Source organism: Micromonospora sp. NPDC048947, assembly GCF_040649495.1.
In the GTDB taxonomy this organism is placed as follows: Bacteria; Actinomycetota; Actinomycetes; order Mycobacteriales; family Micromonosporaceae; genus Micromonospora; species Micromonospora alfalfae.
The window spans coordinates 66,566-89,638 of record NZ_JBEZFO010000003.1 but is presented as its reverse complement, the minus strand read 5'-3'; the positions used below and the strand labels follow the sequence as shown (position 1 = coordinate 89,638).

Here is a 23,073-nt window from a genome sequence, read left to right as displayed (position 1 = left end):
CCGGACCCCGCACACCCCTTTTCCGGTAGTGCTGGGCATACCCCGAAGAGTGGATCTGGACGGCTGGGGCACCCGGTCGCTCCCGATTAGCGTCTGCTGCATGACCACGGAACACCCTTCGCACCTGGCCGAGGCGCTACGCCGCCGCCGCTGGCTGGTCTCCGCGTGGCCCTGGCGCGCGCTGGCCTACCTGGTGACCACAGTGCCGATCGCCGGCGTGCTCGGCGTCGGGCTGCTCGTCATCGGCGGACCCATGCTGCCCGTCGTCAGTACGCTCCGGCAGCACGGCCGTCCGCCGAGCATCGCGCTGATGCTGTTCCTGATCACCGGCAGCATCGTCCTGCTGGGGTTGGCCCCGCTTCTGAGCTTCGCGGTGGCCGCCGTCGAGCGGTGGCGGGTCCGGCTCGTCGACAACCGTCCACTGCCCTCGTCGCCGTGGCCGGGCCTGACCGCCCGCTACCGCAGCGCCGCCACCTGGCGGGAGGTGGCGTACCTGTTCTGGCTGGGCGGGTTCACGCCGGTCGCGTACTGGGTGTTCCTGGTGCTGGTGCTGCTCGACCTCGGGATGATCTCCAGCCCCTGGCTGGCCGGCGACGCCAACCAGCCGGTGGTGATCTGGCAGCCGATCGACAGCACCGGCGAAGCCATTCCGTACGCGATAGTGGGGGTGCTGCTGATCCCGGTTCTCTGGTACGCCATCGGTCTGCTCGCCGCGCTCCAGGCAGCCGTGGCCCGGTGGTTGCTGGCCCACCCGGTGGACGCTGCGGCGCTGCGCGAGGTCACCCGCTCCCGCACCCGACTGGTCGGCGCGTACGAGGCCGAACGCCGCCGCATCGAGCGCGACCTGCACGACGGCGCACAGCCGCGGCTCACCAGCCTCACCCTCCAGCTGGGGCTGGCCCGGCTGGACGTACCCGAGGACTCCCCCGCCTCCCGACCACTCGCCGTGGCGCACGACCAGGCCCGGGGTCTGATGGTGATGCTGCGGCAGTTGGTGCACGGCATCCGCCCGCAGAGCCTCACCGACCTCGGCCTGGCCGGCGCCGTCCGCGAGCTGGCCGACGCCGCCACCATCCCGGTCACCGTGCAGGCCGACCTCCACGACGAGTTGCCGGAGATAGTGGAGACCACCGCCTACTTCGTGGTCTCCGAGGCGCTGGGCAACGTGGCCCGGCACGCCCGGGCGACCCGCGCCGACGTACGCCTCACCCTGGCCGGCGGTGACCTCGTCGTCGAGGTGACCGACGACGGTCACGGCGGCGCCGACCCGGCCCGGGGCAGCGGCCTGACCGGGCTCGCCGACCGGGTCGCCGCCGTGGACGGCCGGCTGCTGCTGTCCAGCCCGCCCGGCGGGCCTACAGTGGTCCGGGTGGAGCTGCCATGTCGTCGGTGACACGGGTGGTGCTCGCCGAGGACGAGGTGCTGCTGCGGGAGGGTCTGGTCGCGCTGCTGACCCGCTTCGACTTCACCGTGTGCGCGGCCGTCGGCTCCGCACCGGATCTGCTGGCGGCGGCCCGCGACCACCAACCGGACCTGGTGCTGACCGACATTCGGATGCCGCCGGGCCGCCGCGACGACGGGCTGCGCGCGGCGGTCACGCTGCGCACCGAGCGACCGGACCTCCCGGTCGTGGTGCTCAGCCAGTACGTGCAGACCGGGTACGCGGCGGCGCTGCTGGACAGCGGCGACGGCCAGCGTGTCGGCTATCTGCTCAAGGACCGGGTCGCCGAGGTCACCGAGTTCGTCGACACGCTGCGCCGGGTCGCCGGCGGCGGCACCGCCATCGACCCGGACGTGGTCCGGCAGCTTCTGCACCGCCCCCGCGACCCGCTCGCCGCGCTGTCCGCCCGGGAACGCGAGGTGTTGGCGCTGCTCGCCGAGGGGCGGTCCAACGCGTCGATCGCCGGTCGGTTGCACGTCAGCGAGGCAGCGGTCGGCAAGCACGTCGGCAACATCCTGCTGAAGCTCGACCTGCCCCCCAGCGACGACACCAACCGGCGGGTGCTCGCGGTCCTCACCTACCTGCGCGCCGACTCGGTGACCTGACCGGCGCTGGGCCGAGATCGGGCCCGACCGCCCTCGGCGTAGATTCTTCTCAGCGGTACGGCGCCAGGTCAGGGCGCCGACCATCCAGACGGGGGCACGGCATGGCGAAGGCGTTGCGGGTTGGTCTGCTGGGGTACGGGCTGGCGGGCCGGGTGTTCCACGCGCCGCTGATCGCCGCGACTCCCGGGCTGCGGCTCGACGCCATCGTGACCCGTGATCCGCAGCGACGCGAGCAGGCGCGGCAGCACTTCCCGGACGCCCGCCTGGTCGACGACGCCGACGAGTTGTGGCGTACCCCGGATGCCCTGGACCTGGTCGTGGTGGCGACGCCGAACCGGCAGCACGTGCCGATGGCGCGCGCGGCGCTCGCCGCCGGCCTGCCTGTCGTCGTCGACAAGCCTCTCTCCCCGACCGCCGCGGAGGGCCGCGTGCTGATCGACGAGGCGACCGAGCGTGGGGTGCCGCTGACGGTCTTCCAGAACCGGCGCTGGGACGGCGACTTCCTGACCGTCCGCCGCCTGGTCGAGCAGGGCGAGTTGGGGCAGGTGCTGCGCTTCGAGTCGAGGTTCGAGCGGTTCCGTCCGACGATCAAGCCGGGCTGGCGGGAGCTCGCCGGTCCGGAGGAGGCCGGCGGTGCCCTCTTCGACCTCGGCGCCCACCTCGTCGACCAGGCGGTGCAGCTGTTCGGCCCTGTCGAGCGGGTCTACGCGGAGGTGGACCGTCGCCGCGCGGGGGCGGCCGTCGACGACGACGCCTTCGTGGCGTTGACCCACGCCAACGGGGTCCGCTCACATCTGTGGATGGGCGCTGTGACAGCTCAGCTCGGGCCGCGTCTGCGGGTGCTGGGCGATCGGGCCGGCTACACCAGCTACGGGCTGGACGTGCAGGAGGCGGCGCTGCACGACGGTGGCCGACCGGACCAGCCGGGCTGGGGCGAGGTACCGCCGGACCGCTACGGCCTGCTCGGCGTCGACGGTGACCTGCGGCCGGTGCCGACCGAACCCGGCGCGTACCAGAGCTTCTACGCCCAGGTGGCGGCTGCGCTGCGCGACGGCGCGCCGATGCCGGTGGACCCACGGGACTCCGTCCACACTGTCGAGTTGATCGAGCTGGCCCACCAGTCGGCGGCCGAGGGCGTGGTGCTGCCGGTCCCGACCGCCTGAGCGGTTCGCACCTCCCGCCACCCGGGCTCCTGACGCGTACGCGAAAACCGGTGGAGCGGCGCCGCCGTGCGCCGTTACCGTGCTGCGCAACCAGGTCGTCTAGGCAAGGACGTGCCGTTGTACACCCTGTGAGACATCCCGAGAGCTGATCTGTCGCGCGTCGCGCCTTTGCGCCGCGCTCCTTTTTGCTGCGGACTTTCTCACTGAAACCGGTGTACCTCTGTGCTCATTCATTGGGCCGTCGTGCCCACCTGCCTGCCCATCGTTCGCCGCCGTTGCCACGCGTGCGCTTCCGGATGCCTTCGGGCGAGCGGCAAGTTCCGGGTCAACGCCAACCACAAGCTCATCGACGTCTGGCTTCTCGTGCTCTGCACCGTGTGCGGGGAGACGGCGAAGCTCACCGTTCTGGAACGGATGACGGTGCGCACCATCCCACCCGAGCTGCTGGACCGGCTCCACGCCAACGATCGCGGCCTGATCGCCGAACTGCTTGAGGATCCGGACGTCCAGCACCGCAACCGATTCGCCCTGGACTGGGACGACGCCTGGCGTCTCGACACCGGCGGATCGGATCACCTGGACCTCGACGTGATCGACGTCGCGGTCCGCAACGCGGCGCGGATCCCGGTCCGGCCGACCCGACTGATCGCTGACGGTTTCGGTCTGTCACGGGGCGAAGTCGGTCGATTGATCACGGAGGGGAAGGTGGTTTCGGCGCTCCGGTTGAGCGGGAAGCTCTCCGGCGACTTCGCCTTCACGCTCAAGCGCTGACCCGCCCTGTGGGGGCCTGTCCGGCACGACGCCGGGCAGGCCCTTGGCAGTTCCTTTAGTGACCAGCACGTTGATCGACTCGGTTTCCGTGAAGACGCGGTGTCAGACCGCCTCCAACACCGCGATTTCACCGAAGTCGAGTGGATCACGCTTGCTGTCCGGTTCGGGCCTTCTTAGTCCGCATTCCGCTCGGAGCGGGCCTCGTCCGGCGCCCGGGCGTCGTCGTCGGTCAACGCGTCGTCCGAGGAGGCGGCGAGGTCGGCGAGCCGCCGCTCGGCCTCCCGGATCTCCTCGTCGAGCTTCGGGTTCTCCTCGTCGGGACCCTGCGACATGGGGACCTCCATCGGGCGCGACCGGCGGACCTCCGGGTACCCCGCCTGAGGGCGGAGACACGGAGACCCGCCGCAATCCCGTGATCAAGTGATGAAAAAAAGCTCAATCCGCTGCCCGGGACCTACTTTTCATCACTTGATCACTTGATGAGTAGTTGAGCCGGCCCACCGGGAACTAATCCTCATCAGGTGAGCGGAAGAGGTGACCTGCGAGCTGACTTCAGCCGAGTTGCTAAGTGGCTACCGAGCGCCGGGCCGGTCGGCGGCGCGCCGGGCTGGAGCCCGGGAGCGTTGCCGACCCGGCCCGGTGCCGGATCAGCGCTGCTTTAGCTCGCGCCAGGATGGGTGGGTGCCGCGCCAGGCGTCGGCGAGGATGGCCGCCGAGGCCCGGCTTGGGCACTGCTGCACCCGCTCACGACCCGACGCCCCACCGATCTGGGCGCGGACCTCCCAACCCTGCCCGTCAGTACGGATGTACACGTCCCGGCGCCCGCGCGGGGTCGTGTCTCCGTTCCACCAGTGCTCCTCCACCTTCATTCGCCGACCGTATAGCAATTCCCGCGCCGAGGGTACGGCGCAGGTATGCCCGGACCGGGGCAAGGGCGACAATCCCGGCGCATTTCGGGCCAACCGTTGACGGTTCGAAACCATAACGGGCGGTTCTCCCGCTCCTGACTTGCGAATCAGGAGCCCCGCCCCACTCTGCACCCTCCGCGCAACTCCCATCCCCAGCCGATGTCGAGACGGGGCGGGAGGTCAGGTTTGGGTTGTCAGGAGGTAGTCGTCGGCTTCGGGGCTCCAGCGCAGCTCCAGTACGCCGGCGGTGGCGGCGGCCTTGCAGAACTGAAGGAAGCTGCGGTAACCGAGTTTCTTCTCGCTGAAGTCGGGGCGGGCCCGGCGTACCTGGTTCTTCAACCCGGACAACGCCACCGGGTTGCCGCCGCTACCGAGGTCCGCCACGACGCCCCGGAGCAGGCCGAAGGCCACCTCCCGGTCGCCGTGCTCGGGCAGTGAGACCTCGGGGTCACCCTTCGCCGGACCCTCGGCCAACTCGATCACGTTGCGCTCGGCGAGGTGGCGCAGCAGCTCGCCGAAGGTGCGGAACCCGTAGTCGGACTCGCTGAAGGTCGGGTCCTTGCGCAGCAGGGTCCGCTTGAGCCGGGAGGCGGTGACCTCACCGTTGGCGCTGCCCTGCAACCCGGCGACGGACTGCGCGACGAGCACGGCGAGCGCGTCCACGTCCCGGTCGGGCTCCGCCTCCTGCTGTCGACGGTCCACCTCCTGCTCCGGCTCGGGTGGGCGTTGCTCCGCGCCGGCCTGCCGGGTGGTGGGACGGGCGCGCCGGCCACGGGCCGGCGGGATGTCCACGCCTTCCAGCCGGTCGTAGTAGAGGAACTCGTCGCACGCCGGGGGAAGCAGCCCCGAGGTGGACCCCTCGACTCCGACGCCGATGACCCGCTTGTTCAGCTCGCGCAGCTTGTGCACCAGCGGGGTGAAGTCGCTGTCACCACTACAGATCACGAAGGTGGAGATGTAGTCGCGTTCGAACGCCAACTCGATCGCGTCGACCGCCATCTTGATGTCCGCGGCGTTCTTACGGGACGCGCCCATCCGCTGCGGGATCTCGATCAGCTCGACGTGGGACCGGGTGAGCATCCGGCGGTCCTCGTCGAAGTAGGACCAGTCGGCGTACGCCCGGCGGACCACCACCCGACCTCGTTCGGCCAGCGCGTCGGCGATGGGCCGGAAGTCGAAGGCCGCGCCGCCGCGATGGTCGCGCGCGCCCAACGCGAGGTTCTCGTAGTCGAGGAAGAGGGCAATCCGGTCTTCTTGATCCACGCGGATCAGCCTACGCCGGGCGCGAGCTGGTCGGGGCGGGCGACGCGCGAGACCTCAACTCGACGACCGTCCATTTCTTGCGGCCTGACAGTCGTTTATTTTCGTTGTTCGATAGGCGTCTTGCAGTGTCCTGTTTAGTGCTGCATCATGACGATCAATGTCGGGCGTCGGGGGAACGCCGGGCGGACCTCCACCACCACCCACCCAGGAGGGTCACCGATGTTTCGCAGCCTCACGCCGGCGCGGGGACGCCCCGGCCGGCCCGGCGGCACCGCCGTCGCGCTCGCTGCCGGTCTCGCCGTACTGGTCGCCGGGCCCACAGTGGCCGTCGCCAGTCCACAGGCGTCCGCCGACGCGCAGCCCGTGATCACCCGGGCTGCCCTCGATCCGGCGCTGGTCGCCGGACGCGGCGCGGACGTCGACTTCCTCGAGCAGGAAGCGGAGAACGCCCGCACCAACGGCGAGATCATCGGGCCCGACCGGACCGCCTACACGTTGCCCGCGGAGGCTTCCGGCCGCCGGGCGGTCCGGCTCACCCCCGGGGAGTACGTGGAGTTCGCCCTGCCCAGCGCGGCGAACGGGATCACCGTCCGCTACAGCATCCCGGACGCGCCGCAGGGCGGTGGAATCACCGCGCCGCTGCGGGTCGCCGTCAACGGCAAACACCTGCGCACCATGACGCTCACGTCGCAGTACTCGTGGCTCTACAACCAGTACCCGTTCACCAACGACCCCCAGGCCGGGCTGCTGCACCCGGACTGGTGGATCACCGAGTGCCAGTGCGTGCCCTCGGCCACCACCCCGTACCCGAGCATCGACAAGCCGTTCCGGCCCACCCACTTCTACGACGAGCAGCGGCTGCTGCTCGGACGTACCTACTCCGCCGGCGACAAGGTCCGGCTCACCGCGCCGCCCGGTAGCGCCGCCGCCTGGACCGTCATCGACCTGCTCGACTCCGAGTTGGTAGCGCCGCCGCACGTCCGGCTGCTCGCCGCGAACGTGCTCGCGTTCGGCGCCGACCCCACCGGCCGGCGGGACTCCGCCGCCGCACTGGACCGGGCCATCGCGTTCGCCCGGCGCGCCCACCTGAAGGTCTACATCCCGCCGGGCACCTACCAGGTGAACCGGCACATCATCGTCGACGACGTGACCATCGAGGGCGCCGGCAACTGGTACACCACCATCAAGGGCCGCGAGGTCGCCCTGCCGACTCCCGCGCCGGACGGCTCGGTACACACCGGAGTCGGGTTCTACGGTCGGGACGCCGCCGACGGCGGCAGCCGCAACGTGCACCTCTCCGGCTTCGCCATCGAGGGCGACGTGCGGGAGCGCATCGACACCGACCAGGTCAACGCGATCGGCGGGGCGATGAGCGACTCCACCATCGACGGGCTCCACCTGCGCCACACCAAGGCGGGCCTGTGGTTCGACGGCCCGATGCGCAACGTCCGGGTCACCAACACCATCATCGTCGACCAGATCGCCGACGCGCTCAACTTTCACACCGGCGTGACCGACTCCCTCGTGGCGCACAACTTCGTCCGCAACACCGGCGACGACGGCCTGGCGATGTGGTCGGAGAAGACGGCCAACGCGCGGAACACGTTCGACCACAACACCGTGCAGTCACCGACCCTGGCCAACGGCATCGCCATCTACGGCGGCACCGACACCACCGTCTCGCACAACCTGGTCGCCGACCCGGTACGCGAGGGCAGTGCCCTGCACGCCGGGGCCCGCTTCGGCGCGGAGCCGTTCACCGGGCACCTGCGGTTCACCAACAACACCACCGCCCGCGCCGGCACGTACGAGCTGAACTGGAACATCGGGCTGGGCGCGATCTGGGTCTTCGCCCTGGATCGCAGCATCGAGGCGCCCATCGAGGTGACCGGCGACGCGTACCTGGACAACACGTACAACGCGATCATGCTGGTCAGCGACTGGCCGGTGAAGGATCTCTACTCGATCTCCGATGCGCGGTTCCGGGACGTCCGGGTCGACGGCACCGGCACCTCGGTGGTCAGCGCCCGCGCGGCCGGGTCCGCCTCGTTCGCCAACGTTGACGCCCGCAACGTTGGCGCGGTCGGCGTCAACAACTGCGGATCGTTCCACTTCACCCCGGCCGGTTCCGAGTTCACGGTGACCGACCTGGGCGGTAACGACGGCGGGTGGCTCGCGCCGTGGTTGTTGCCAAACACCATCACCTGCGACGACCGGCCGCCCGTGTCGCCGCCCCCGCCTCCGGCGCAGTGGTGACAGCGGTGGGCGGCCCGATCGCTCGGGCCGCCCACCGCGCACAGATCAGCGCGTCCTGGCGTACGCCAGCGGCACGGCCGTGGACTGACCGTCCCATCTGCCACTCAGCGTGCCGCCGGCCGGCCCGTCCGCCCCGGGTCCCGGCCGGCGCACGACGACCAGTTCGACGGTGTCGGTCTCGATGAGCGTGCGGTCCTCGTCGACCACCCGTCGCACCGCGCCGACGGCCGACACCTGGGCGTCGGCAGCGCCGTCGACGACGACGGTCACTGTCGGCTCACGCACCTCGCGCCGGCCGTCGACCTCGAAGTACTGCTCCGCCTGGCCGCCGCCGGTGAGGATCGCGTGGGCGAGCGCGGCGGCGTACACCGGGTCGACGCAGCCGTCGTACACCCAGCGCCGGCCGAGCACCGAGTGCTCGGTGGTGCCGACCAGCCAGCCGTCGGCACCGTCGAGGGGCGCGGCACGGTAGGTGAGCGGGACATGGTGGACCGGCCCGTCGCCGGCGGCGACCAGGATCGTCTCGATGCCGACCTCGCCGGCCGGGTCGTCGAAGCGGTAGGCGCCCCGACTCACCACCTCGACGCCGGTCGGTCCGGCGAACCACTGTCGGTCGGGCAGCCAGGCCGTCAGCAGGTCCAGTTTCGTGGGGTGCAGGGTCGCCCTGTGCAGCAGTGCCATGACGGCAGCCTAGTCAGAGGCCCGCGCACTGTTGCCCGCCGATGGTGCAGCTCTCCGGTTCCCGGGCCTTCGGCCGGCTGTCGCGGACGTCGAAGCTGATCGTCTGGGATCCCCCGGCCGCCAGGGCGCCCCCGGTGAAGGTGATCACCCGCCTGTCCTGTCGCCAGTTCGCGCCGTCGACGTCGTCGACGGTGGTGCCTTCGGCGAGGGTGACCACCACAGCCCAGTCCGCCACCGGTGCGCCGCCGGGGTTGCCGACCACTATCTCGCCGGTGTAGCCGAACAGTCGGTCTGACTCGGTCTTGTAGCGGGCCGTGACGGGCGCCGGTGGCGGAGGTGGCGCAGCCGACGCGGGCGTCCGCGAGGGCTTCGCCGACGGGGTCCGGCTCGGCCGGGTGGTCGCCGATGCGGTGGCCCGGGAGCCACGCGCCGAGGGGGTCGCCGTGGGCGCGACTGTGGTCCTGGCCGCCGCCACGGTCGGCGACGGGGTCGCTGTCGGCGCGGGCGCGGCGGTCGGCTTCGAGTCGGGCGGCAACGTCACCCATGCCGCGGTCCCCGCCACCAGTACCGCCCCGGCGACCACGGCGACCAGCGTCCGACGCCGACGAGGGTTGCGGCCGGCCTTGCCGCGTACGCCGATCAGCGGCAGTTCCGCTGTCATCCCACCGTCGGCCCGGCGCAGGTCGACCTGCTGGAAGGCGAGCCAGTCGAGGATGGCCGGCAGCCGAACCGTCAGCGCCTGCCGGAGCTGTTGCTCGCGCGGCTCGTGCTGCTCGGCGGACCACGCGCCGTGCGTGCTGACCTCCCGTAGTTCCAGCCGGCAGCCCTGCTTCGTCGTCGTCACCGTGCAGGTCAGCTCGCTGAGCCGACCGGCCTCGTCACAGGCCAGCACGAGCAGGTCCGGCTCCTGCCGCTCGGTCACCTCGACCTCGACGTTGGCCTCGAAGCCGGGCAGAGCGGCGGTGTGCAGCAGCATCCGGTCCGGTACGCCCTCGACCATCTCGGCCTCGGCGAACCACCGGCCGAGCAACTCCCGATCGGTCAGAGCGCGCCAGACCCGCTCAGCCGGGTGGGACAGGTCGACCTGGGCACCGATCTCGATCACGGCGAGACTCTAACGGGTTGCCCGAGCGGCCTGTCCCGCCCGCCCGAGCCGGTTGCCGGCGTCCTGGTCAGCCCCAGCGGCTGGACCGCTCGACCACTGTGGCCAGCGCGGCCCGGGCGTCGGCGCTCACCTCGGCTACCACCTGCGCCGCCGACACGTCCCGGGCCAGCGGGTGCGCCTGCCCGGCCCACAGGTTGGCCACCGATGCGTCCGCGTCGCGCCGGGCGGCGGCGAGCAGGGGACGGGTCAGGTGCAGCACCTGGGGGTAACCACTCGGTGCCACAGCGTCGTGCTGGCGCAGGAAGTCGTTCGCCACGCCACGGGCCCGCTTACCGGTGAACGCCCGGGTCAACGCGGTCGGCGCGGTACTGGCCACCGCCGCCCGGTGCATCGGCGAACTGCCCGCCTCCGGGCAGCGCAGGAAGGCCGTGCCGAGTTGCGCGGCGGCGGCGCCGGCAGCCAGCACGGCGGCCACCGAGGGGCCGTCGACGAGGCCGCCCGCGGCCACCAACGGCCGGTCACAGCGGGCGGCGGCCAGCCGAAGCAGCGGCAGCAACCCGTAGTCGTCGTCGTCGGGCAGGCCGCCGCGATGCCCACCGGCCTCGGTGCCCTGTACCACCACCGCGTCCACACCCAGGTCGGCGGCGGCGGTCGCGGCGTCCGGGCGGGTGACGGTGGCCCACACCTCGGTGCCCCGCTCGCGCAGGGCGGTCACCGCCGCCCGGTCGGGCAGCCCGAACACGAAGGACACGACCGGGACCGGGTCCGCGAGCAGCGCGGCCAGCTTCTCCGGGTACGCGTCGTCGCCGCCCACCGGCTCGCCCAGGCGCTCGCCGCGCTGCGCGGCCTGCGGGGCGAGCCGTTCGGCGTACGCCCTGATGGCGGCCTCGTCGACGCCGCCGGGGTCGGGCAGGAAGAGGTTCACACCGAACGGCCGATCGGTACGCGCACGGACGTCGGCGACGTCGGCGAGCAGCCGGCCGGTGTCGATCATCCCGGCGGCGAGGAAGCCCAGCCCACCCGCTGCGGACACGGCGGCCACCAGCGCGGGCGTGGACGGGCCGCCAGCCATCGGGGCGGCGATGATCGGGTGGCGCAACGTGGACAGGACGGACATCCCCCCATCCTGCCGCAGGCCCGGCCCGCTCACCGGCGCGCGGTGTGCCGCCACCGCAGCGCGCCTGCCAACCCGAGCAGGACCAGCAGTGTTCCCGCGCCGAGGGCCAACGGCCAGGTCCGACCGCTCCCTCCGCCGACCTCTCCGGCGGCCGGACGGACCGCAGTGGGCGACACCGGGTCGACGGACTCCGTGGCGGGCGCGGCAGTGACAGTGCTGGCAGTGGCCGGGTAGCGCAGGATCGTCGAACGGGTGCCGGCTGATTGACCGGCGGACTCGGAGACGGTGAGCAACGAACGACCGTCGCGACTGTAGGTGATCGACTCGCCCTGCGGCTCGTCCGGCAAGGGGGTGATCCGCGGCGTGCCGGTGGTCAACGCGCGGACCACGTCGCCGTCGGGCACGTCGTACTCGAAGGCGTCGGCGTAGCTGCGCAGCACCACCCGCCGTCCGTCCGGTGCGCTCGCCGCGCCGGTGATCACGCCGCGCCCCAGGAACGAGAACGGGTTGCTGGTAGTGGTCGAGGGCACTGTCACCTGGCCGAGCGCGGTCAGCGGCGTCGTCGCGTCCGGCCGTAGCGCTGTCGCCGGCGCGTACAGGAAGACAGTGCCACTGCCGCCCTTGGTGACGATCAGCGGCCGACCGGACGCGTCGAGCAGCAGCGCCTCGGCGTCGTGCGGACGGTCCGGGTAGGCCATCCGGTGCAGCACCGGCTGCTTCGCCCCCGGCGTGAGCCGCCACACCCCGACAGTCGGTCGGGAGCGGTCGTTGTCACCGATGTCGGCGACCCAGACGGTGCCGTCCCGGCCGATGGCGAGGTCCTCGGTGTCGCGGGGCCGGGACGGGAAGGAGACGGTGCGCACCACATCGCAGCGCTGGTCGAGGAAGAAGATCCGGCGGCGGGCCTCGTCGTCGGCCCCGTCGTTGATCACCACGTACCCGTCGTCGGTGGCGACCATCCCGGAGATCTCGCGCAGCCGGTCGTCGCGCACCTGGCAGACCGGCGTCCCCGCCGCCGCGCCCGCCGTGGCGGCGCCCGGAACCAGCACCACTGCCGGCGGCACCAGGCCCGCGAGCAACGCGGTCACCACCGACCCCGCACGGGCACGCCGCCCCCAGGTCAACCGTCCGCGTACCCGCATCGCCCACCCTCCTCGTCGCGGCCGTGACCGGCCACCCGCCTATCCTGGCCGATCCCGGCCACGGCCGACGGTCAACGGGGGGACGCGCCGGAACCCCTGGTCGATGTACTGTCGCTCCGCCTGATCTTCAAGCCGGAGGGTGGACATGTCCGTGAGCGACACCGCGCCGGCCACCCGGTTCGGACGTCGGCTGCTGCGCCGCCTCGGCCGCCCGGCCGCTGGCGTCGCCGTCGCGTGGGTGCCGCTCGCCGCTGTCGTCTGCGGCCTCTTCACCGGCGCATTGGCCAGCCGGGCCGCCTGGGAGACGTCCCGACCGCAACCCGACCGGGCCGAGGCCGCCGCCATCCTCACCGAGGTCTTTCCCGGCCACGACCTGGGCGAGATCGACACCCCGCCGGCGCTCTTCGTCGTCTACGGGCACGCGCTGCGCCTGGGGACCGTCAAGACCCTGGTGTTCGGTGACGGCGGCGAGTATCAGGAGAGCGCCACCGGCGCCGGCGCTCTCGGCGCGCCGCCGGTGCCCGCCGAGCAGATCGTCTCAGTGGCCCGGGAGCGCCTGACGGGTGCCGGCTGGCGGGTGTACGAGCCGCAGGTGTCCGACCGGGTCAGCTGCACGGACAAGGTGTGCGCCACCCCGCGGGCGGTCACCGACACCGCGCTGACCGCCCGACGTGGCGACACCATCCTGAACGCCTCGATCTCCTCGCAGACAGCCGTCGACGCCAGCTACCTCTCGGTCGAGCTGCACCGCGCGCCACCGCCACTGGTGATCCCCGCCGGAGTGCTCGGCACGGTGCTGGGCGCGGTGGCCGGGTGGCTGGTCTTCGGCTGGGCCAGCCGACGCACCGAGGGACGCCGTAGCCGCGGCACTGTGAACGGCCTGATCGGTGTGGCCACTGTGCTGTGGTGGCTGCCGGTGTTGCTGGCCGCACCGCAGTGGCTGCACCACCACCTCGGCGAGCCGCACCCGGCCTGGCACCCGTACTGGGAGTGGCTGGGCCAGCCGGCCGCCTCGCTGCTCTTCCTGGTCGGCGCGGTGTGCGTGCTGCTGGCGCTGGGGTTGGCCGCCGGTACCCGCCGGAACAGCGCGCCCGAGGCGACCGCCGACTGACCGCCGAGGGTTACCAGTCGGTGCGCAGACCGGTACGGTCCGAGATGTTCACTGTCGCGGCAGGCCCGGACGACGGTCGCCCCTGCCGGGCCCGGCACCGCCGGGCCGACCGGCCATGGAAGGGGCACAGGGTGCGGATCAGAGCGGGATTGTGTGTCGCGGCGCTCGTCGCGGCGGGGCTGGCGGTCGGCACACCGGCCGCCGCCACACCGGCCGCCGTCCCGGTGGCCGGCGCCACCGTGGTGCCGATCCAGGTCACCGGCGACCCGGCGACGCGGTTCAACCTGGTGCTGCTGGGCGACGGCTACACAGCCGCCGACCTGCCCACCTTCCGAGCACACGTGGACCGGCACCTCAACACCCTGTGGACGATCGAGCCGTTCAAGTCCTACCGCAGCTACGTCAACGTCTACGCCGTCGAGATCGTCTCGGCGGAGTCCGGGGTGGACTGTGACCCCGGCCTGTCCGCGCCGCGGCGCGACACCGCGTTGGGCATGGGCTTCTGGGGTGGTTGCAACCCGGCGAGCGTGCAACGCCTGCTCACTGTCGACGGCACCGCCGCCAACGCGTACGCCGACCTGGCCGTCGGCACCAACCCCGGTAACCGCCAGCTGATCGCGCTGGCCAACAGCGGCACCTACGGTGGGGCCGGCGGCAGCAACGCCACCGCCTCCGGTGGCAACGCGCTCTCCGCGCTGATCAGCCCGCACGAGTTGGGGCACTCACTCGGTGGCTTGCAGGACGAGTACGACTACTACGGCCGTGGGGTGCCGGGCGACACCTACAGCGGGCCGGAACCGGACTCGGTGCACCACACGGTCCTGACCGAGCGGCAGATGCGCGACACCCGGGCCAAGTGGTGGCGCTGGCTGGGTGAGCCGAGCGAGGCGGGCGGAACGATAGGCCGCTACGAGGGCGGCCTGTACCTCCAGCGTGGGGTGTGGCGGCCGAGCCGGCACTCGATGATGAAGTCACTGGGCTTCTACTTCGACCAGGTCGGCCGGGAGCGGATGACCGAACGGATCGCCGCCCGGGTCGGCATCGTGCAGGGCGGCACGGCCACCGATCAGGTGGTCGGCGCGGACCGGCTGCTCTGGGTGGACACCCTGCACCCGGTGAGCCACGCGCTGACCGTGACGTGGTCGGTGGACGGCAGGGCGGTGCCGCGTACCGGCAACGCCCGCCATCTTGACCTGCGGAAACTACGGCTCTCCCCCGGTCGGCACACGGTGACCGCCACGGTGAGCGACCCGACGGAGTTCGTCCGCGACCCGGCGGTCCGCAGTTCACCGGCGCTGACCCAGACCCGCTCCTGGACCGTGGACACCGCGGTGCGTACCCCCGCGGTGGTGTCGCCGCTGGCGATCACCGCGTCCACAGCGACCGACCGGCCGGTCGGCGCGCACGACGTGGTGTACGTGCGGACCAGCCAGCCCACCGATCGGGCGCCACGCGTGCGCTGGACGCTCGATGGCCGACCGGTGGCTGACACCGGCACCGACCGGGACGTGGACCTGAGCGCCCTGCGCCTGTCGCGGGGCACCCACCGGCTGACCGCCCGCGTCAGCGAGCCGGGCACCGGGAGGGCGGTGACCCGTACCTGGACGGTCGACGCGACGCGGCCCGACGTGGCGTACGCCCTCTCCGAGCCACTGCTCACCACGACCCGGCCCGGCCGACCCACCGAGTACGTGTACAACGGCCCGTTCACCATGGGGTTGACCGGCACCGACGACGGCACCGGCCAGGTCACCTCGGAGTTCCGGCTCGACGGCGACGGGTGGCACAACTACTACGGCTGGCCCACCGACGCCCGGTCACCGTTCCTGTTCACCGCAACGGGCACCGACGTGGACGGTCTGGTCTACGGCAACCTCGGCTCGGGCGGCCTGTCAGTGTCCCCGTTCGCCGAGCGGTCTCCCGGGTACGGCCGGCACCGCGTCGAGTACCGGGGCATCGACGCCGTCGGCAACGTCGGGCCGGCCCGCGCGTTCGTGGCCACGCTGATCCCACCGCCACCGGCCTGCACCACAGTGGTCACCGGCCGGCACGACGGCCCGCTGACCGTCGCCGCCGGTGTCACCTGCCTGCGCGCGGCCACCGTGACCGGCCCGGTCACCGTCGCGCCCGGCGCCGCACTCGTCGCCCAGGGCTCCTCGATCGCCGGAAACCTGACGGCGTCCCGCGCCACCGCCGTCGAGGTGCTGAACACCGAGGTACGCGGCGCGGTGGCGCTGACCGCCACCAGCGACCACGTCACGATGGTGGGGGCCCGGGTGGCCGGGCCGCTGGCGCTGACCGGCACCGCATCGGCACCCATCCTCGCTGGCGGCGAGGTGGGCACGTTGACCTGCTCGGTCGGCCCGACCCCAGTCGACCTGGGGGCACCCACCACGGTGCGGAATCCGACAGCGGGCCACTGCCGTCGCGCCCTGCCGCCGGCGACATGACGATCAGAGCAGCGGGGCGGCGTGAGTGCGTCGCTGGCGGGTAGGCAGCGGCCCGGCGGCATGTCGACACCCGCCGGGTGGGAGGCTCCGATGAGCACGTACCGGGACGAACAGGGCGGAACGTTCCCTCCGCCGGAGGCGGATGCCCTGGAACAACGGCAGGACGCGTTCGACGTCGGACCGCCGGACCGGGTGTCGGGTGATGTGGACTCGGAGGCGGCCGAGGCCGACCTGGCCGAGCAGGGCGCCTTCCCGGCGGGCACGCTCGAGGAGGTGACATCGCTTCCGGCCGACGCCAACCCGGCGGACGCCCTCGAACAGCGTCAGGAGATCCCGGCCCGCGACGAAGGACGTCGCACCTGATCACACCCGCTCCAGGCCGGCCCGGGCCACCCCGCCGGCTAAGGCCGCCAAGGCGGTGCGGGCCTCAGTACGGGCCCGGCCACCCACCGGGGTCCGGGCCCGACATGGTCTTTCACGGGTGATGCCTGTGAGTCATAACGATGACTCACAGGCATCACGCTCGTAGGGGTGTCCGTGCCCAGGCAGCCAGACCGGCTCAGCCGGCGACACCGACCAGCCGGCTCAGCCGGCGACGACCTGCCAGAGGAGGAACGCGTTGAGCGCGACCACCAGCACGGCCACCAGGGACGCGGCGGCGGTGGTGAGCGGGTGGTTGACCAGGTTTCCCATCAGGTCGCGTCGGCGGGTGAAGGCGACCACCGGGATCAGCGCGAACGGAATGCCGAAGCTGAGGATGACCTGGGACAGCACGAGCGCCCGGGTCGGGTCGAGGCCGATGGCGAGCACGGCCAACGCGGGCAGCAGAGTGACCAGCCGACGCAGCAGCAGCGGCATCCGCCGACGCAGGAAGCCCTGCATGATCACCTCTCCGGCGTAGGTGCCGACGCTGGTGGAGGCGAGCCCCGAGACCAGCAGCGCGACGGCGAACCCGAACGCGGCGGCGGTCCCGATGGTCTGGCCGAGCCCGGCGTGCACCCCCTCCAGGCTGTCCGCGCCGCCCGGGCCGCCGCCCCGGAAGCTGGCTGCGGCGATCAGCAGCATGGCGAGGTTGACAGCGCCGGCGGCGCTCAGGGCGAGCAGCACGTCGGTGCGTTGGCCGCGGAACAGGATCCGACGCTCGGCGTCGTCGGCGGCGGGGATGCGGTCGCGGGTGAGCGCAGAGTGCACGTAGATGACGTGCGGCATGACTGTCGCGCCGAGGATGCCGGCGGCCAACAGCACGCTGTCCGTGCCCTGTAGGCGCGGCACCATGCCGGCCATGGCCGAGCCGGGATCGGAGCCGGAGGCGAGCAGGTTGGCGGCGAAGGCCAGCACGATCACCCCGAGCAGGACGGCGATGGCGACCTCGAAGGCGCGGTACCCGCGCGAGCGCAGGGCGAGCACGGCGAACGCGGCAGTGCCGATGATGATCCCGCCGGGTAGCAGGGGGATTCCGAAGAGCAGGTACAGGGCGACTGCGCCACCGATCACCTCGGCCATGTCGGTGGCCATGGCGACAAGCTCGGCCTGTACCCACATCACCCGGTTCACCCGCCGGGGTAGGCGTTCCCGACACAGCTCGGGCAGGCTGCGCCCGGTGGCCAGACCAAGCTTCGCGGTGAGCGTCTGCACCAGCATCGCCATCAGGTTGGCCACCACCACAACCCAGACCAGCAGGTAGCCGTAGCGGGCGCCGGCGGCGGAGTTGGTGGCGAAGTTGCCGGGGTCGACGTACGCGACGGCGGCGACGAACGCCGGGCCGAGCAGGATCAACCGTCCGCGTACGCGGCCCCGGGCGCGAGCGGCCTGTAGTGGAGTCGCCCTCGACGTCGTCAGTTCGTTGGTGACCATCGAACACCTCCCGTCCGCGGATCGCTGCCGGTCCCTTCCCCGCCGGTTGACCCTTGGGGGCCAACCGGTGGCCTGCCGGTGCCACCGGGTCGGCACGCGCCGGGCGGGATCCGATGCGCCGCCGGCCAGCACGCGGCGCGCCGGACGAGACGCGCCGTGCCCGAACAGAACCTGCCGCGCCGGGCTTGACAGCCGGTGGGTCACCGATGAAGCTGTCTATTAGTCCTACTGTCGTAGGACAACAGGAAGGATCATCGGGAGTGATCGAGTTCGTACTGGACAGCCGGTCGAAGGTGAACACCTACATGCAGCTCGTGCAGCAGGTGAAACAGGCGCTACGGGTTGGCCTGCTGACACCGGGCGACCAGTTGCCGAAGGTCCGGGACGTCGCGCAATCCCTGGCGATCAACCCGAACACGGTGCTGAAGGCGTACCGGGAGTTGGAGATCGAGGGTCTGGTCGGCGGCCGACCCGGGGTGGGCACGTTCGTCCAGCGCACCCTGGCCAGCGCGTCCCTGCCCAACCAGGCCGAGCTGCGCGACGACCTGGTCGCCTGGCTGCACCGGGCGCAGGCGGCCGGTCTCACCGCAGAGGACGTCATCGCCCTGGTCGAGACGACGCTGCGCGCCACCCTCGCCGACGACGCCCCGCAGAAGGAGCCCGCGTGAGCGAGCAGATCGAACGAACCATGAGGCACCGCAAGCGCTCGCGCGACCGCGAAGCGGTGGCGTGAACGGAACGAGAGGACAAGGGATGGACATGGTCTTGGAAGCAGACCGGCTCGGCAAGCGGTACGGCAGCACCTGGGCGTTGCGGGACTGCTCACTGCATCTGCCGGCCGGCCGGATCGCCGCGCTGGTCGGGCCGAACGGCGCGGGCAAGAGCACGCTGCTGCACCTGGCCGTCGGGCTGCTCAAGCCCGACGCCGGCACGGTCCGGGTGTTCGGCCGGTCCCCGTACGGCGACACGGAGGGCCTGGCCGACATCGGTTTCGTCGCCCAGGACACCCCCCTGTATCGGGACTTCACCGCGGCCGAGCTGGTCATCGCGGGTGGCAAGCTGAACAAGCGGTGGGACGCGGCGTTGGCCCGCCAACGGTTGGCGCAGCTCGGCATTCCACCGGACAAGCCGGTCGGCAAGCTCTCCGGCGGGCAACGGGCCCAGGTCGCGCTGGCCCTGGCGCTGGCCAAGCAGCCCCGGCTGCTGCTGCTCGACGAACCGGTCGCCAGCCTCGACCCGCTGGCTCGACGGGAGTTCCTCCAGTCGCTGATGGGCAGCGTCGCGGAGTCGGGCACCACCGTCCTGCTCTCCTCGCACCTGCTGGCCGACCTGGAACGCGTCTGCGACTACCTGATCGTGCTGAACGCCTCTCAGGTGCAGCTCACCGGCGCGGTCGACGACCTGGTCACCGAGCACCGGCAGCTCGTCGGGCCGCGGCACGACGGCGGCGCTGTCGGGGGCGTCGCCGCAGTGCTCCGGGCCAGCCACACCGACAGGCAGTCCACACTGCTCGTCCGCACCGACGGTCCGATCACCGATCCGGCCTGGACGGTCCGCGAGGTCAGCCTGGAGGACATCGTGCTGGCCTACCTGGCCGACGGCACCACGCAGACCAGTCACAGCGAGTGGGGGGTGGCAGCATGATCTGGCTGACCTGGCGGCAACACCGCAAGCAGGCGTTCTACACCCTGCTGGCGCTCGCGGCGCTGGCCGCCCTGCTGGTGCCCATCGGCCTGGCGATGCGGCACACCTTCTCCGACCTCGGGCTGGTGGACTGCGCACGCCAGCTCGCCGACACCAATGTGGCGGCGGCGACCAGGGATGCCTGCGACGCGGGTTTCCGCCGCTTCGGCAACCAGTACAGCGGCCTGAACCTGGTGGCCGTACTGCTGATCACCCTGCCGGTGCTGGTCGGCCTGTTCTGGGGTGCACCACTGGTCGCCCGCGAGGTGGAGCACGGCACGCACCGGTTCGTCTGGACCCAGGGCGTCGGCCGGACCCGCTGGGCCCTGGTGAAGTTCGGGCTGGTGGGCGCGGCCGTCGTGGTCCTCGCGGCGATCTACGGGCTGGGCATGTCGTGGTGGGTCGACCCGCTGACCAAGGCCGCGTACGAGGGCCGGCTCGGTATGATCGTCTTCGACCTGCAAGGCGTCGCGCCGATCGGCTACACCCTCTTCGCCGTCGCGCTCGGCGTCTTCGCCGGCACGATGTGGAAGCGGATGCTGCCCGCCATGGGCATCACCCTCGCCGGGTTCATCGGCGTACGGGCGGCGGTGGAGATCCTGGTCCGGCCGCACTACCAGCCGGCCCGCACCCAGACCTTCCCGATCGAGGGGGAAGGGCCACCGGAGGTCAGCCGGGGGGACTGGATCCTCACCCAGGGTGTGCGCAACCCGGACGGAACGATGATCGCAGAGGACACCCGGATCCAGTGCCCGCCGGGCGGGAAGGGGCCGGACGGTCGGGTCTGCGGGTCCGAGTTGGGCCTCGAACCGGGCGCGTACAACTGGCAGCTGTACCAGCCGGCGGACCGGTTCTGGCTGTTCCAGGGCATCGAGACGGGCATCTTCGTCGCCCTCGCGGTGCTGCTGCTCTACCTGGCGGTACGCCGGGTCCGGCGGATCGCCTAGTTGGGCGACGGGTGCTCGTCGGGGAGCGGGGGCCTCGGCGATCACCCGTCAGCGCAGGCCCTCGACGGTCAGCGACAGCCAGGACGCCAGGTCGTGCAACTCCTCGTGCACAGTCCGTTTCACTTCCGGGGTGAAGGGCACGTCCTCGTGGACGGCGTGCACAGTGAGCGTGCCGCGCCGACGCTCGGCCGTGGCGTCCACCTTTCCGACCAGCCGATCGCCGTGCAGGATCGGCAGCGCGAAGTAGCCCCACCGTCGGGCCGCCTTGGGCTTGTACATCTCCAGCACGTACTCGTACTCGAAGAGGTCAGCGAGGCGGACCCGGTCGTGCACCAGCCTGTCGAACGGTGACAACAGCGCCGTACGCCCGGTGAAGGGCTGCCCGAGTGCGGCCGGGTCCACCCGCCACTCCCCCGCGACGCCCTCGATGACCGCTGGCTCGCCGGCGTCACCGACCTCGGCCGGCTCGCCGGGCACGATCACCGCCCTCGCCCGCGCGATGCCCAGCGCCCGCAGCCGTCGCTCGTCGCGAAGCCGGCGCGCCTGCTCCAGCTCGATGACGGGCACGTCGGCCGGGTAGACCCGCTCGGCCACGTCCCAGAGCCGCTGTCGGCCCTGGCGGCCCGCGATCGCGACCTCGCCGCGCAGGACCAGGAACTCCAGCATCTGGGTGACGTTGCGATTGTTCGTCCAGCCCGACGACGGCCAGGGCACGGCGCTGGTGTCCGGGATGTCGCGGGAGAGCAACGGACCGGAACGGCCGAGCAGGTCGAGGACATCTCGCCGGAACGAGTCGTTGGCGCGCAGCCACTCGCGGTGGCGCTCATGACCCGGTGACGCCGCCATCGCCGCGAGGAAGAGCCCCAGGTCGTCCATCGCTCGCACCATCGCCTGGTGCTCGAAGAGCGTCCGGTCCCGTTCGAGGGCCTCGCGCATCTGCGCTGGCTGGTACGACGAGCCGAGCCGGCTCCAGCAGACGAGGTCGGCGCTGGGCGCGACGGCGGCGGTGGGGTCGATCTGCACAAGGGTCAACTGGCGGACCACTGCCAGCAGGTCGGTCGGACGCGCAGCGGCCAGCAGTTGAGCCCGGATGGCGATCCGCCGCGCCTGGGCCCGATCGAGTCGGTGCGCATCCACGCCGCTGATCCTAATGACGACCACCGACACCGATCGGGCCCAGAGAAGTCGAACCCCGCGTCCGCGCGGGCTCAGCCGGCCAGCCGTCGGTACCAGGTGACCGAGAGTGGCAGGAAGACCGCGACCAGGACGAGCGGCCAGAGCACCGCCAGCAACTGGTAGTGCTGCGCCGCCCAGGAGTCGCCGCCCCAACCGGGGTTGCCGAACAGCTCACGGGTGGCGCCGACGGTTGCCGACAGCGGGTTCCACGCGGCCACCGCACCGAGCCAGGCGGGCATGGTGGACGGTGCGACGAACGCGTTGGAGAGGAAGCCGAGCGGAAACTCCAGGGTCTGCACGGCCACCACTGCCGTCTGCCCGCGGGTGACCAACCCGAGGAAGATGCCGACCCAGATCAGGGCGAAGCGCAGCAGCAGGATCAACCCCACCGCCGCCAGCGTGGCGCCGACCCCGCCGTGTGCCCGCCACCCGATGGCGAGACCGGTCAGCAACAGGACCCCGAGGGTGACCAGCGCGAACAGCATGTCGGCCACCGCCCGGGCCGCCAGCGGCGCGAGCGGCGAGACGGGCATCGATCGGAGCCGGTCGGTCACCCCGCGCTCCAGGTCCTCGGCAACGGCGACAGTGGTGAGGCTGATGCCGAAGACCATGGTCATCACGAACATGCCGGGCATCAGGAACTCTCGGTAGCTCCCACCGCCGGGCACCTGCAACGCGCCACCGAACAGGTAGGCGAACATCAGCACTATCAGGATGTTGAAGCCGAGCGAGGCGATCAGCGGGCCGGGATCGCGTCGCCACCGGGCCAGGCCGCGCCAGCTCAGCGTGCCGCTGTCGGCCAGGAGGGTGGGCCGGCCGGGCGTCAGGTCCACCGGCGGAGCCGGCATGCTCACCGCGCTCATACCGCCACCTCGGCGGTCGCCGCCCGGTGCCCGGTGAGGTGCAGGAACACGTCGTCCAGGGTTGGGCGGCGCAGCGCGACGTCCGCCACCGGGACGTTCACGGCGTCGAGTGCCCGCAACACGTCGATGAGCGCACCGGCCCGGTGACCGACCCGTACGCTCACCATCCGCCGGTCCACGTCGACAGTCGGTTCGTCGTCGGTCGCCCGGCGGATCTGGGCGACGGCGGCGGCGAGGTCGGTCGGTGCCGCGACGACGACCTCGATGCGATCGCCGCCGAGGCGGGTCTTGAGGTCGTCCGGAGTTCCCTCGGCGATCACCCGGCCGGCCTCGACCACCGAGATCCGGTCGGCGAGTTGGTCGGCCTCGTCCAGTTGCTGGGTGGTGAGCAGCACAGTGGTGCCGGTGCGTACCAACTCCCGGACGGACTCCCACACCTCGTTGCGGCCACGCGGGTCCAGCCCGGTGGTGGGCTCGTCGAGGAAGAGGACCGCGGGAGCCAGGATCATGCCGGCCGCCAGGTCGAGCCGTCGGACG

The 23,073-nt window shown here is 71.9% G+C and carries 22 protein-coding genes; 11 read left to right on the top strand and 11 right to left on the bottom strand.

Features of this window, described 5'->3' with window-relative positions; translation table 11 throughout:
- The first annotated feature begins 100 nt into the window (after positions 1–100).
- From AB0B98_RS05900 to AB0B98_RS05885, 4 genes are all read left to right on the top strand, one after another.
- Positions 101–1,393: a sensor domain-containing protein gene (locus AB0B98_RS05900; RefSeq protein WP_357361201.1), complete on the top strand. Its 1,293-nt coding sequence runs from the start codon at positions 101–103 to the stop codon at positions 1,391–1,393.
- A complete protein-coding gene (locus AB0B98_RS05895) occupies positions 1,381–2,046 on the top strand; it encodes a response regulator transcription factor (protein WP_357361200.1) in 666 nt (221 codons plus the stop codon). The genes AB0B98_RS05900 and AB0B98_RS05895 overlap by 13 nt, the downstream gene beginning before the upstream one ends.
- Before the next feature lie 101 nt (positions 2,047–2,147).
- Positions 2,148–3,209: a Gfo/Idh/MocA family oxidoreductase gene (locus tag AB0B98_RS05890; RefSeq protein ID WP_357361199.1), complete on the top strand. Its 1,062-nt coding sequence runs from the start codon at positions 2,148–2,150 to the stop codon at positions 3,207–3,209.
- A 222-nt stretch (positions 3,210–3,431) separates the two neighbouring features.
- Positions 3,432–3,980 (top strand): DUF1062 domain-containing protein, encoded by a 549-nt coding sequence (locus AB0B98_RS05885; protein WP_357361198.1) that lies wholly within the window; start codon positions 3,432–3,434, stop codon positions 3,978–3,980.
- A 173-nt stretch (positions 3,981–4,153) separates the two neighbouring features.
- Here the strand turns inward: AB0B98_RS05885 and AB0B98_RS05880 are convergent, their stop codons facing one another.
- The 3 genes from AB0B98_RS05880 to AB0B98_RS05870 form a co-directional block, all read right to left on the bottom strand.
- Positions 4,154–4,312 (bottom strand): hypothetical protein, encoded by a 159-nt coding sequence (locus AB0B98_RS05880; RefSeq protein WP_357361197.1) that lies wholly within the window; start codon positions 4,310–4,312, stop codon positions 4,154–4,156.
- Positions 4,313–4,627: 315 nt separating this feature from the next.
- The gene (locus AB0B98_RS05875; RefSeq protein WP_030335934.1) at positions 4,628–4,849 is read right to left on the bottom strand and encodes a hypothetical protein; all 222 of its coding nucleotides are present in this window, start codon (positions 4,847–4,849) and stop codon (positions 4,628–4,630) included.
- A 219-nt stretch (positions 4,850–5,068) separates the two neighbouring features.
- Positions 5,069–6,151, bottom strand: coding sequence for a PIN domain-containing protein (locus AB0B98_RS05870; RefSeq protein WP_238669288.1), 1,083 nt, complete (start codon positions 6,149–6,151; stop codon positions 5,069–5,071).
- 219 nt (positions 6,152–6,370) lie between these two features.
- On the opposite strand from AB0B98_RS05870, the gene AB0B98_RS05865 reads away from it, so the two are divergent.
- On the top strand, positions 6,371–8,407 hold the full coding sequence (locus AB0B98_RS05865) for a glycosyl hydrolase family 28-related protein (RefSeq protein ID WP_357361196.1): 2,037 nt from the start codon (positions 6,371–6,373) through the stop codon (positions 8,405–8,407).
- Positions 8,408–8,452: 45 nt separating this feature from the next.
- Here AB0B98_RS05865 and AB0B98_RS05860 read toward each other — a convergent pair whose 3' ends face one another.
- The 4 genes from AB0B98_RS05860 to AB0B98_RS05845 form a co-directional block, all read right to left on the bottom strand.
- On the bottom strand, positions 8,453–9,088 hold the full coding sequence (locus AB0B98_RS05860) for a hypothetical protein (RefSeq protein WP_357361195.1): 636 nt from the start codon (positions 9,086–9,088) through the stop codon (positions 8,453–8,455).
- Positions 9,089–9,101: 13 nt separating this feature from the next.
- Complete coding sequence (locus AB0B98_RS05855; protein WP_357361194.1) at positions 9,102–10,193, bottom strand: SRPBCC domain-containing protein; 1,092 nt, start codon at positions 10,191–10,193, stop codon at positions 9,102–9,104.
- Positions 10,194–10,260: 67 nt separating this feature from the next.
- On the bottom strand, positions 10,261–11,310 hold the full coding sequence (locus tag AB0B98_RS05850; RefSeq protein ID WP_357361193.1) for a nitronate monooxygenase: 1,050 nt from the start codon (positions 11,308–11,310) through the stop codon (positions 10,261–10,263).
- Between the two features lie 29 nt (positions 11,311–11,339).
- Positions 11,340–12,452, bottom strand: a complete 1,113-nt coding sequence (locus AB0B98_RS05845) for a hypothetical protein (RefSeq protein ID WP_357361192.1) — start codon at positions 12,450–12,452, stop codon at positions 11,340–11,342.
- 145 nt (positions 12,453–12,597) lie between these two features.
- Between AB0B98_RS05845 and AB0B98_RS05840 the strand changes: the two genes are divergently transcribed.
- From AB0B98_RS05840 to AB0B98_RS05830, 3 genes are all read left to right on the top strand, one after another.
- Positions 12,598–13,563, top strand: a complete 966-nt coding sequence (locus tag AB0B98_RS05840; RefSeq protein WP_357361191.1) for a hypothetical protein — start codon at positions 12,598–12,600, stop codon at positions 13,561–13,563.
- Between the two features lie 131 nt (positions 13,564–13,694).
- Positions 13,695–16,013 (top strand): M64 family metallopeptidase, encoded by a 2,319-nt coding sequence (locus tag AB0B98_RS05835; protein ID WP_357361190.1) that lies wholly within the window; start codon positions 13,695–13,697, stop codon positions 16,011–16,013.
- A gap of 90 nt (positions 16,014–16,103) precedes the next feature.
- The gene (locus AB0B98_RS05830) at positions 16,104–16,376 is read left to right on the top strand and encodes a hypothetical protein (protein WP_357361189.1); all 273 of its coding nucleotides are present in this window, start codon (positions 16,104–16,106) and stop codon (positions 16,374–16,376) included.
- A 222-nt stretch (positions 16,377–16,598) separates the two neighbouring features.
- Here AB0B98_RS05830 and AB0B98_RS05825 read toward each other — a convergent pair whose 3' ends face one another.
- Complete coding sequence (locus AB0B98_RS05825; RefSeq protein ID WP_357361188.1) at positions 16,599–17,867, bottom strand: Nramp family divalent metal transporter; 1,269 nt, start codon at positions 17,865–17,867, stop codon at positions 16,599–16,601.
- 260 nt (positions 17,868–18,127) lie between these two features.
- Between AB0B98_RS05825 and AB0B98_RS05820 the strand changes: the two genes are divergently transcribed.
- The 3 genes from AB0B98_RS05820 to AB0B98_RS05810 all read left to right on the top strand — a co-directional run bounded on the left by AB0B98_RS05820 (position 18,128) and on the right by AB0B98_RS05810 (position 20,497).
- On the top strand, positions 18,128–18,535 hold the full coding sequence (locus AB0B98_RS05820) for a GntR family transcriptional regulator (protein ID WP_112678633.1): 408 nt from the start codon (positions 18,128–18,130) through the stop codon (positions 18,533–18,535).
- 85 nt (positions 18,536–18,620) lie between these two features.
- Positions 18,621–19,511: an ABC transporter ATP-binding protein gene (locus AB0B98_RS05815; protein ID WP_357361187.1), complete on the top strand. Its 891-nt coding sequence runs from the start codon at positions 18,621–18,623 to the stop codon at positions 19,509–19,511.
- Entirely contained in the window at positions 19,508–20,497 is a 990-nt protein-coding gene (locus tag AB0B98_RS05810) for a transporter (protein WP_357361186.1), read from the top strand. Before AB0B98_RS05815 ends, AB0B98_RS05810 begins: the two co-directional genes overlap by 4 nt.
- A 48-nt stretch (positions 20,498–20,545) precedes the next feature.
- Here the strand turns inward: AB0B98_RS05810 and AB0B98_RS05805 are convergent, their stop codons facing one another.
- The 3 genes from AB0B98_RS05805 to AB0B98_RS05795 form a co-directional block, all read right to left on the bottom strand.
- Positions 20,546–21,634 carry a crosslink repair DNA glycosylase YcaQ family protein gene (locus AB0B98_RS05805; protein ID WP_357361185.1) on the bottom strand — a complete coding sequence of 363 codons (1,089 nt, stop codon included), beginning with the start codon at positions 21,632–21,634 and terminating at the stop codon, positions 20,546–20,548.
- Between the two features lie 71 nt (positions 21,635–21,705).
- Positions 21,706–22,536, bottom strand: a complete 831-nt coding sequence (locus AB0B98_RS05800) for an ABC transporter permease (RefSeq protein ID WP_357361184.1) — start codon at positions 22,534–22,536, stop codon at positions 21,706–21,708.
- Positions 22,533–23,073, bottom strand: a 541-nt coding sequence (locus AB0B98_RS05795; protein WP_357361183.1) for a DUF4162 domain-containing protein, incomplete at its 5' end; no start/stop codon positions are given. The genes AB0B98_RS05795 and AB0B98_RS05800, both read right to left, overlap by 4 nt.

What these genes read in the sequence shown, in the direction of transcription:
- AB0B98_RS05800 (WP_357361184.1), bottom strand. Translation starts at nt 22,536, where the DNA reads ATGAGCGCGGTGAGCATGCCGGCTCCGCCGGTGGACCTGACGCCCGGC.
- AB0B98_RS05840 (WP_357361191.1), top strand. Translation starts at nt 12,598, where the DNA reads ATGTCCGTGAGCGACACCGCGCCGGCCACCCGGTTCGGACGTCGGCTG.
- AB0B98_RS05825 (WP_357361188.1), bottom strand. Translation starts at nt 17,867, where the DNA reads ATGGTCACCAACGAACTGACGACGTCGAGGGCGACTCCACTACAGGCC.
- AB0B98_RS05865 (WP_357361196.1), top strand. Translation starts at nt 6,371, where the DNA reads ATGTTTCGCAGCCTCACGCCGGCGCGGGGACGCCCCGGCCGGCCCGGC.
- AB0B98_RS05810 (WP_357361186.1), top strand. Translation starts at nt 19,508, where the DNA reads ATGATCTGGCTGACCTGGCGGCAACACCGCAAGCAGGCGTTCTACACC.
- AB0B98_RS05815 (WP_357361187.1), top strand. Translation starts at nt 18,621, where the DNA reads ATGGACATGGTCTTGGAAGCAGACCGGCTCGGCAAGCGGTACGGCAGC.
- AB0B98_RS05860 (WP_357361195.1), bottom strand. Translation starts at nt 9,088, where the DNA reads ATGGCACTGCTGCACAGGGCGACCCTGCACCCCACGAAACTGGACCTG.
- AB0B98_RS05830 (WP_357361189.1), top strand. Translation starts at nt 16,104, where the DNA reads ATGAGCACGTACCGGGACGAACAGGGCGGAACGTTCCCTCCGCCGGAG.
- AB0B98_RS05890 (WP_357361199.1), top strand. Translation starts at nt 2,148, where the DNA reads ATGGCGAAGGCGTTGCGGGTTGGTCTGCTGGGGTACGGGCTGGCGGGC.
- AB0B98_RS05850 (WP_357361193.1), bottom strand. Translation starts at nt 11,310, where the DNA reads ATGTCCGTCCTGTCCACGTTGCGCCACCCGATCATCGCCGCCCCGATG.
- AB0B98_RS05895 (WP_357361200.1), top strand. Translation starts at nt 1,381, where the DNA reads ATGTCGTCGGTGACACGGGTGGTGCTCGCCGAGGACGAGGTGCTGCTG.
- AB0B98_RS05880 (WP_357361197.1), bottom strand. Translation starts at nt 4,312, where the DNA reads ATGTCGCAGGGTCCCGACGAGGAGAACCCGAAGCTCGACGAGGAGATC.
- AB0B98_RS05875 (WP_030335934.1), bottom strand. Translation starts at nt 4,849, where the DNA reads ATGAAGGTGGAGGAGCACTGGTGGAACGGAGACACGACCCCGCGCGGG.
- AB0B98_RS05900 (WP_357361201.1), top strand. Translation starts at nt 101, where the DNA reads ATGACCACGGAACACCCTTCGCACCTGGCCGAGGCGCTACGCCGCCGC.
- AB0B98_RS05845 (WP_357361192.1), bottom strand. Translation starts at nt 12,452, where the DNA reads ATGCGGGTACGCGGACGGTTGACCTGGGGGCGGCGTGCCCGTGCGGGG.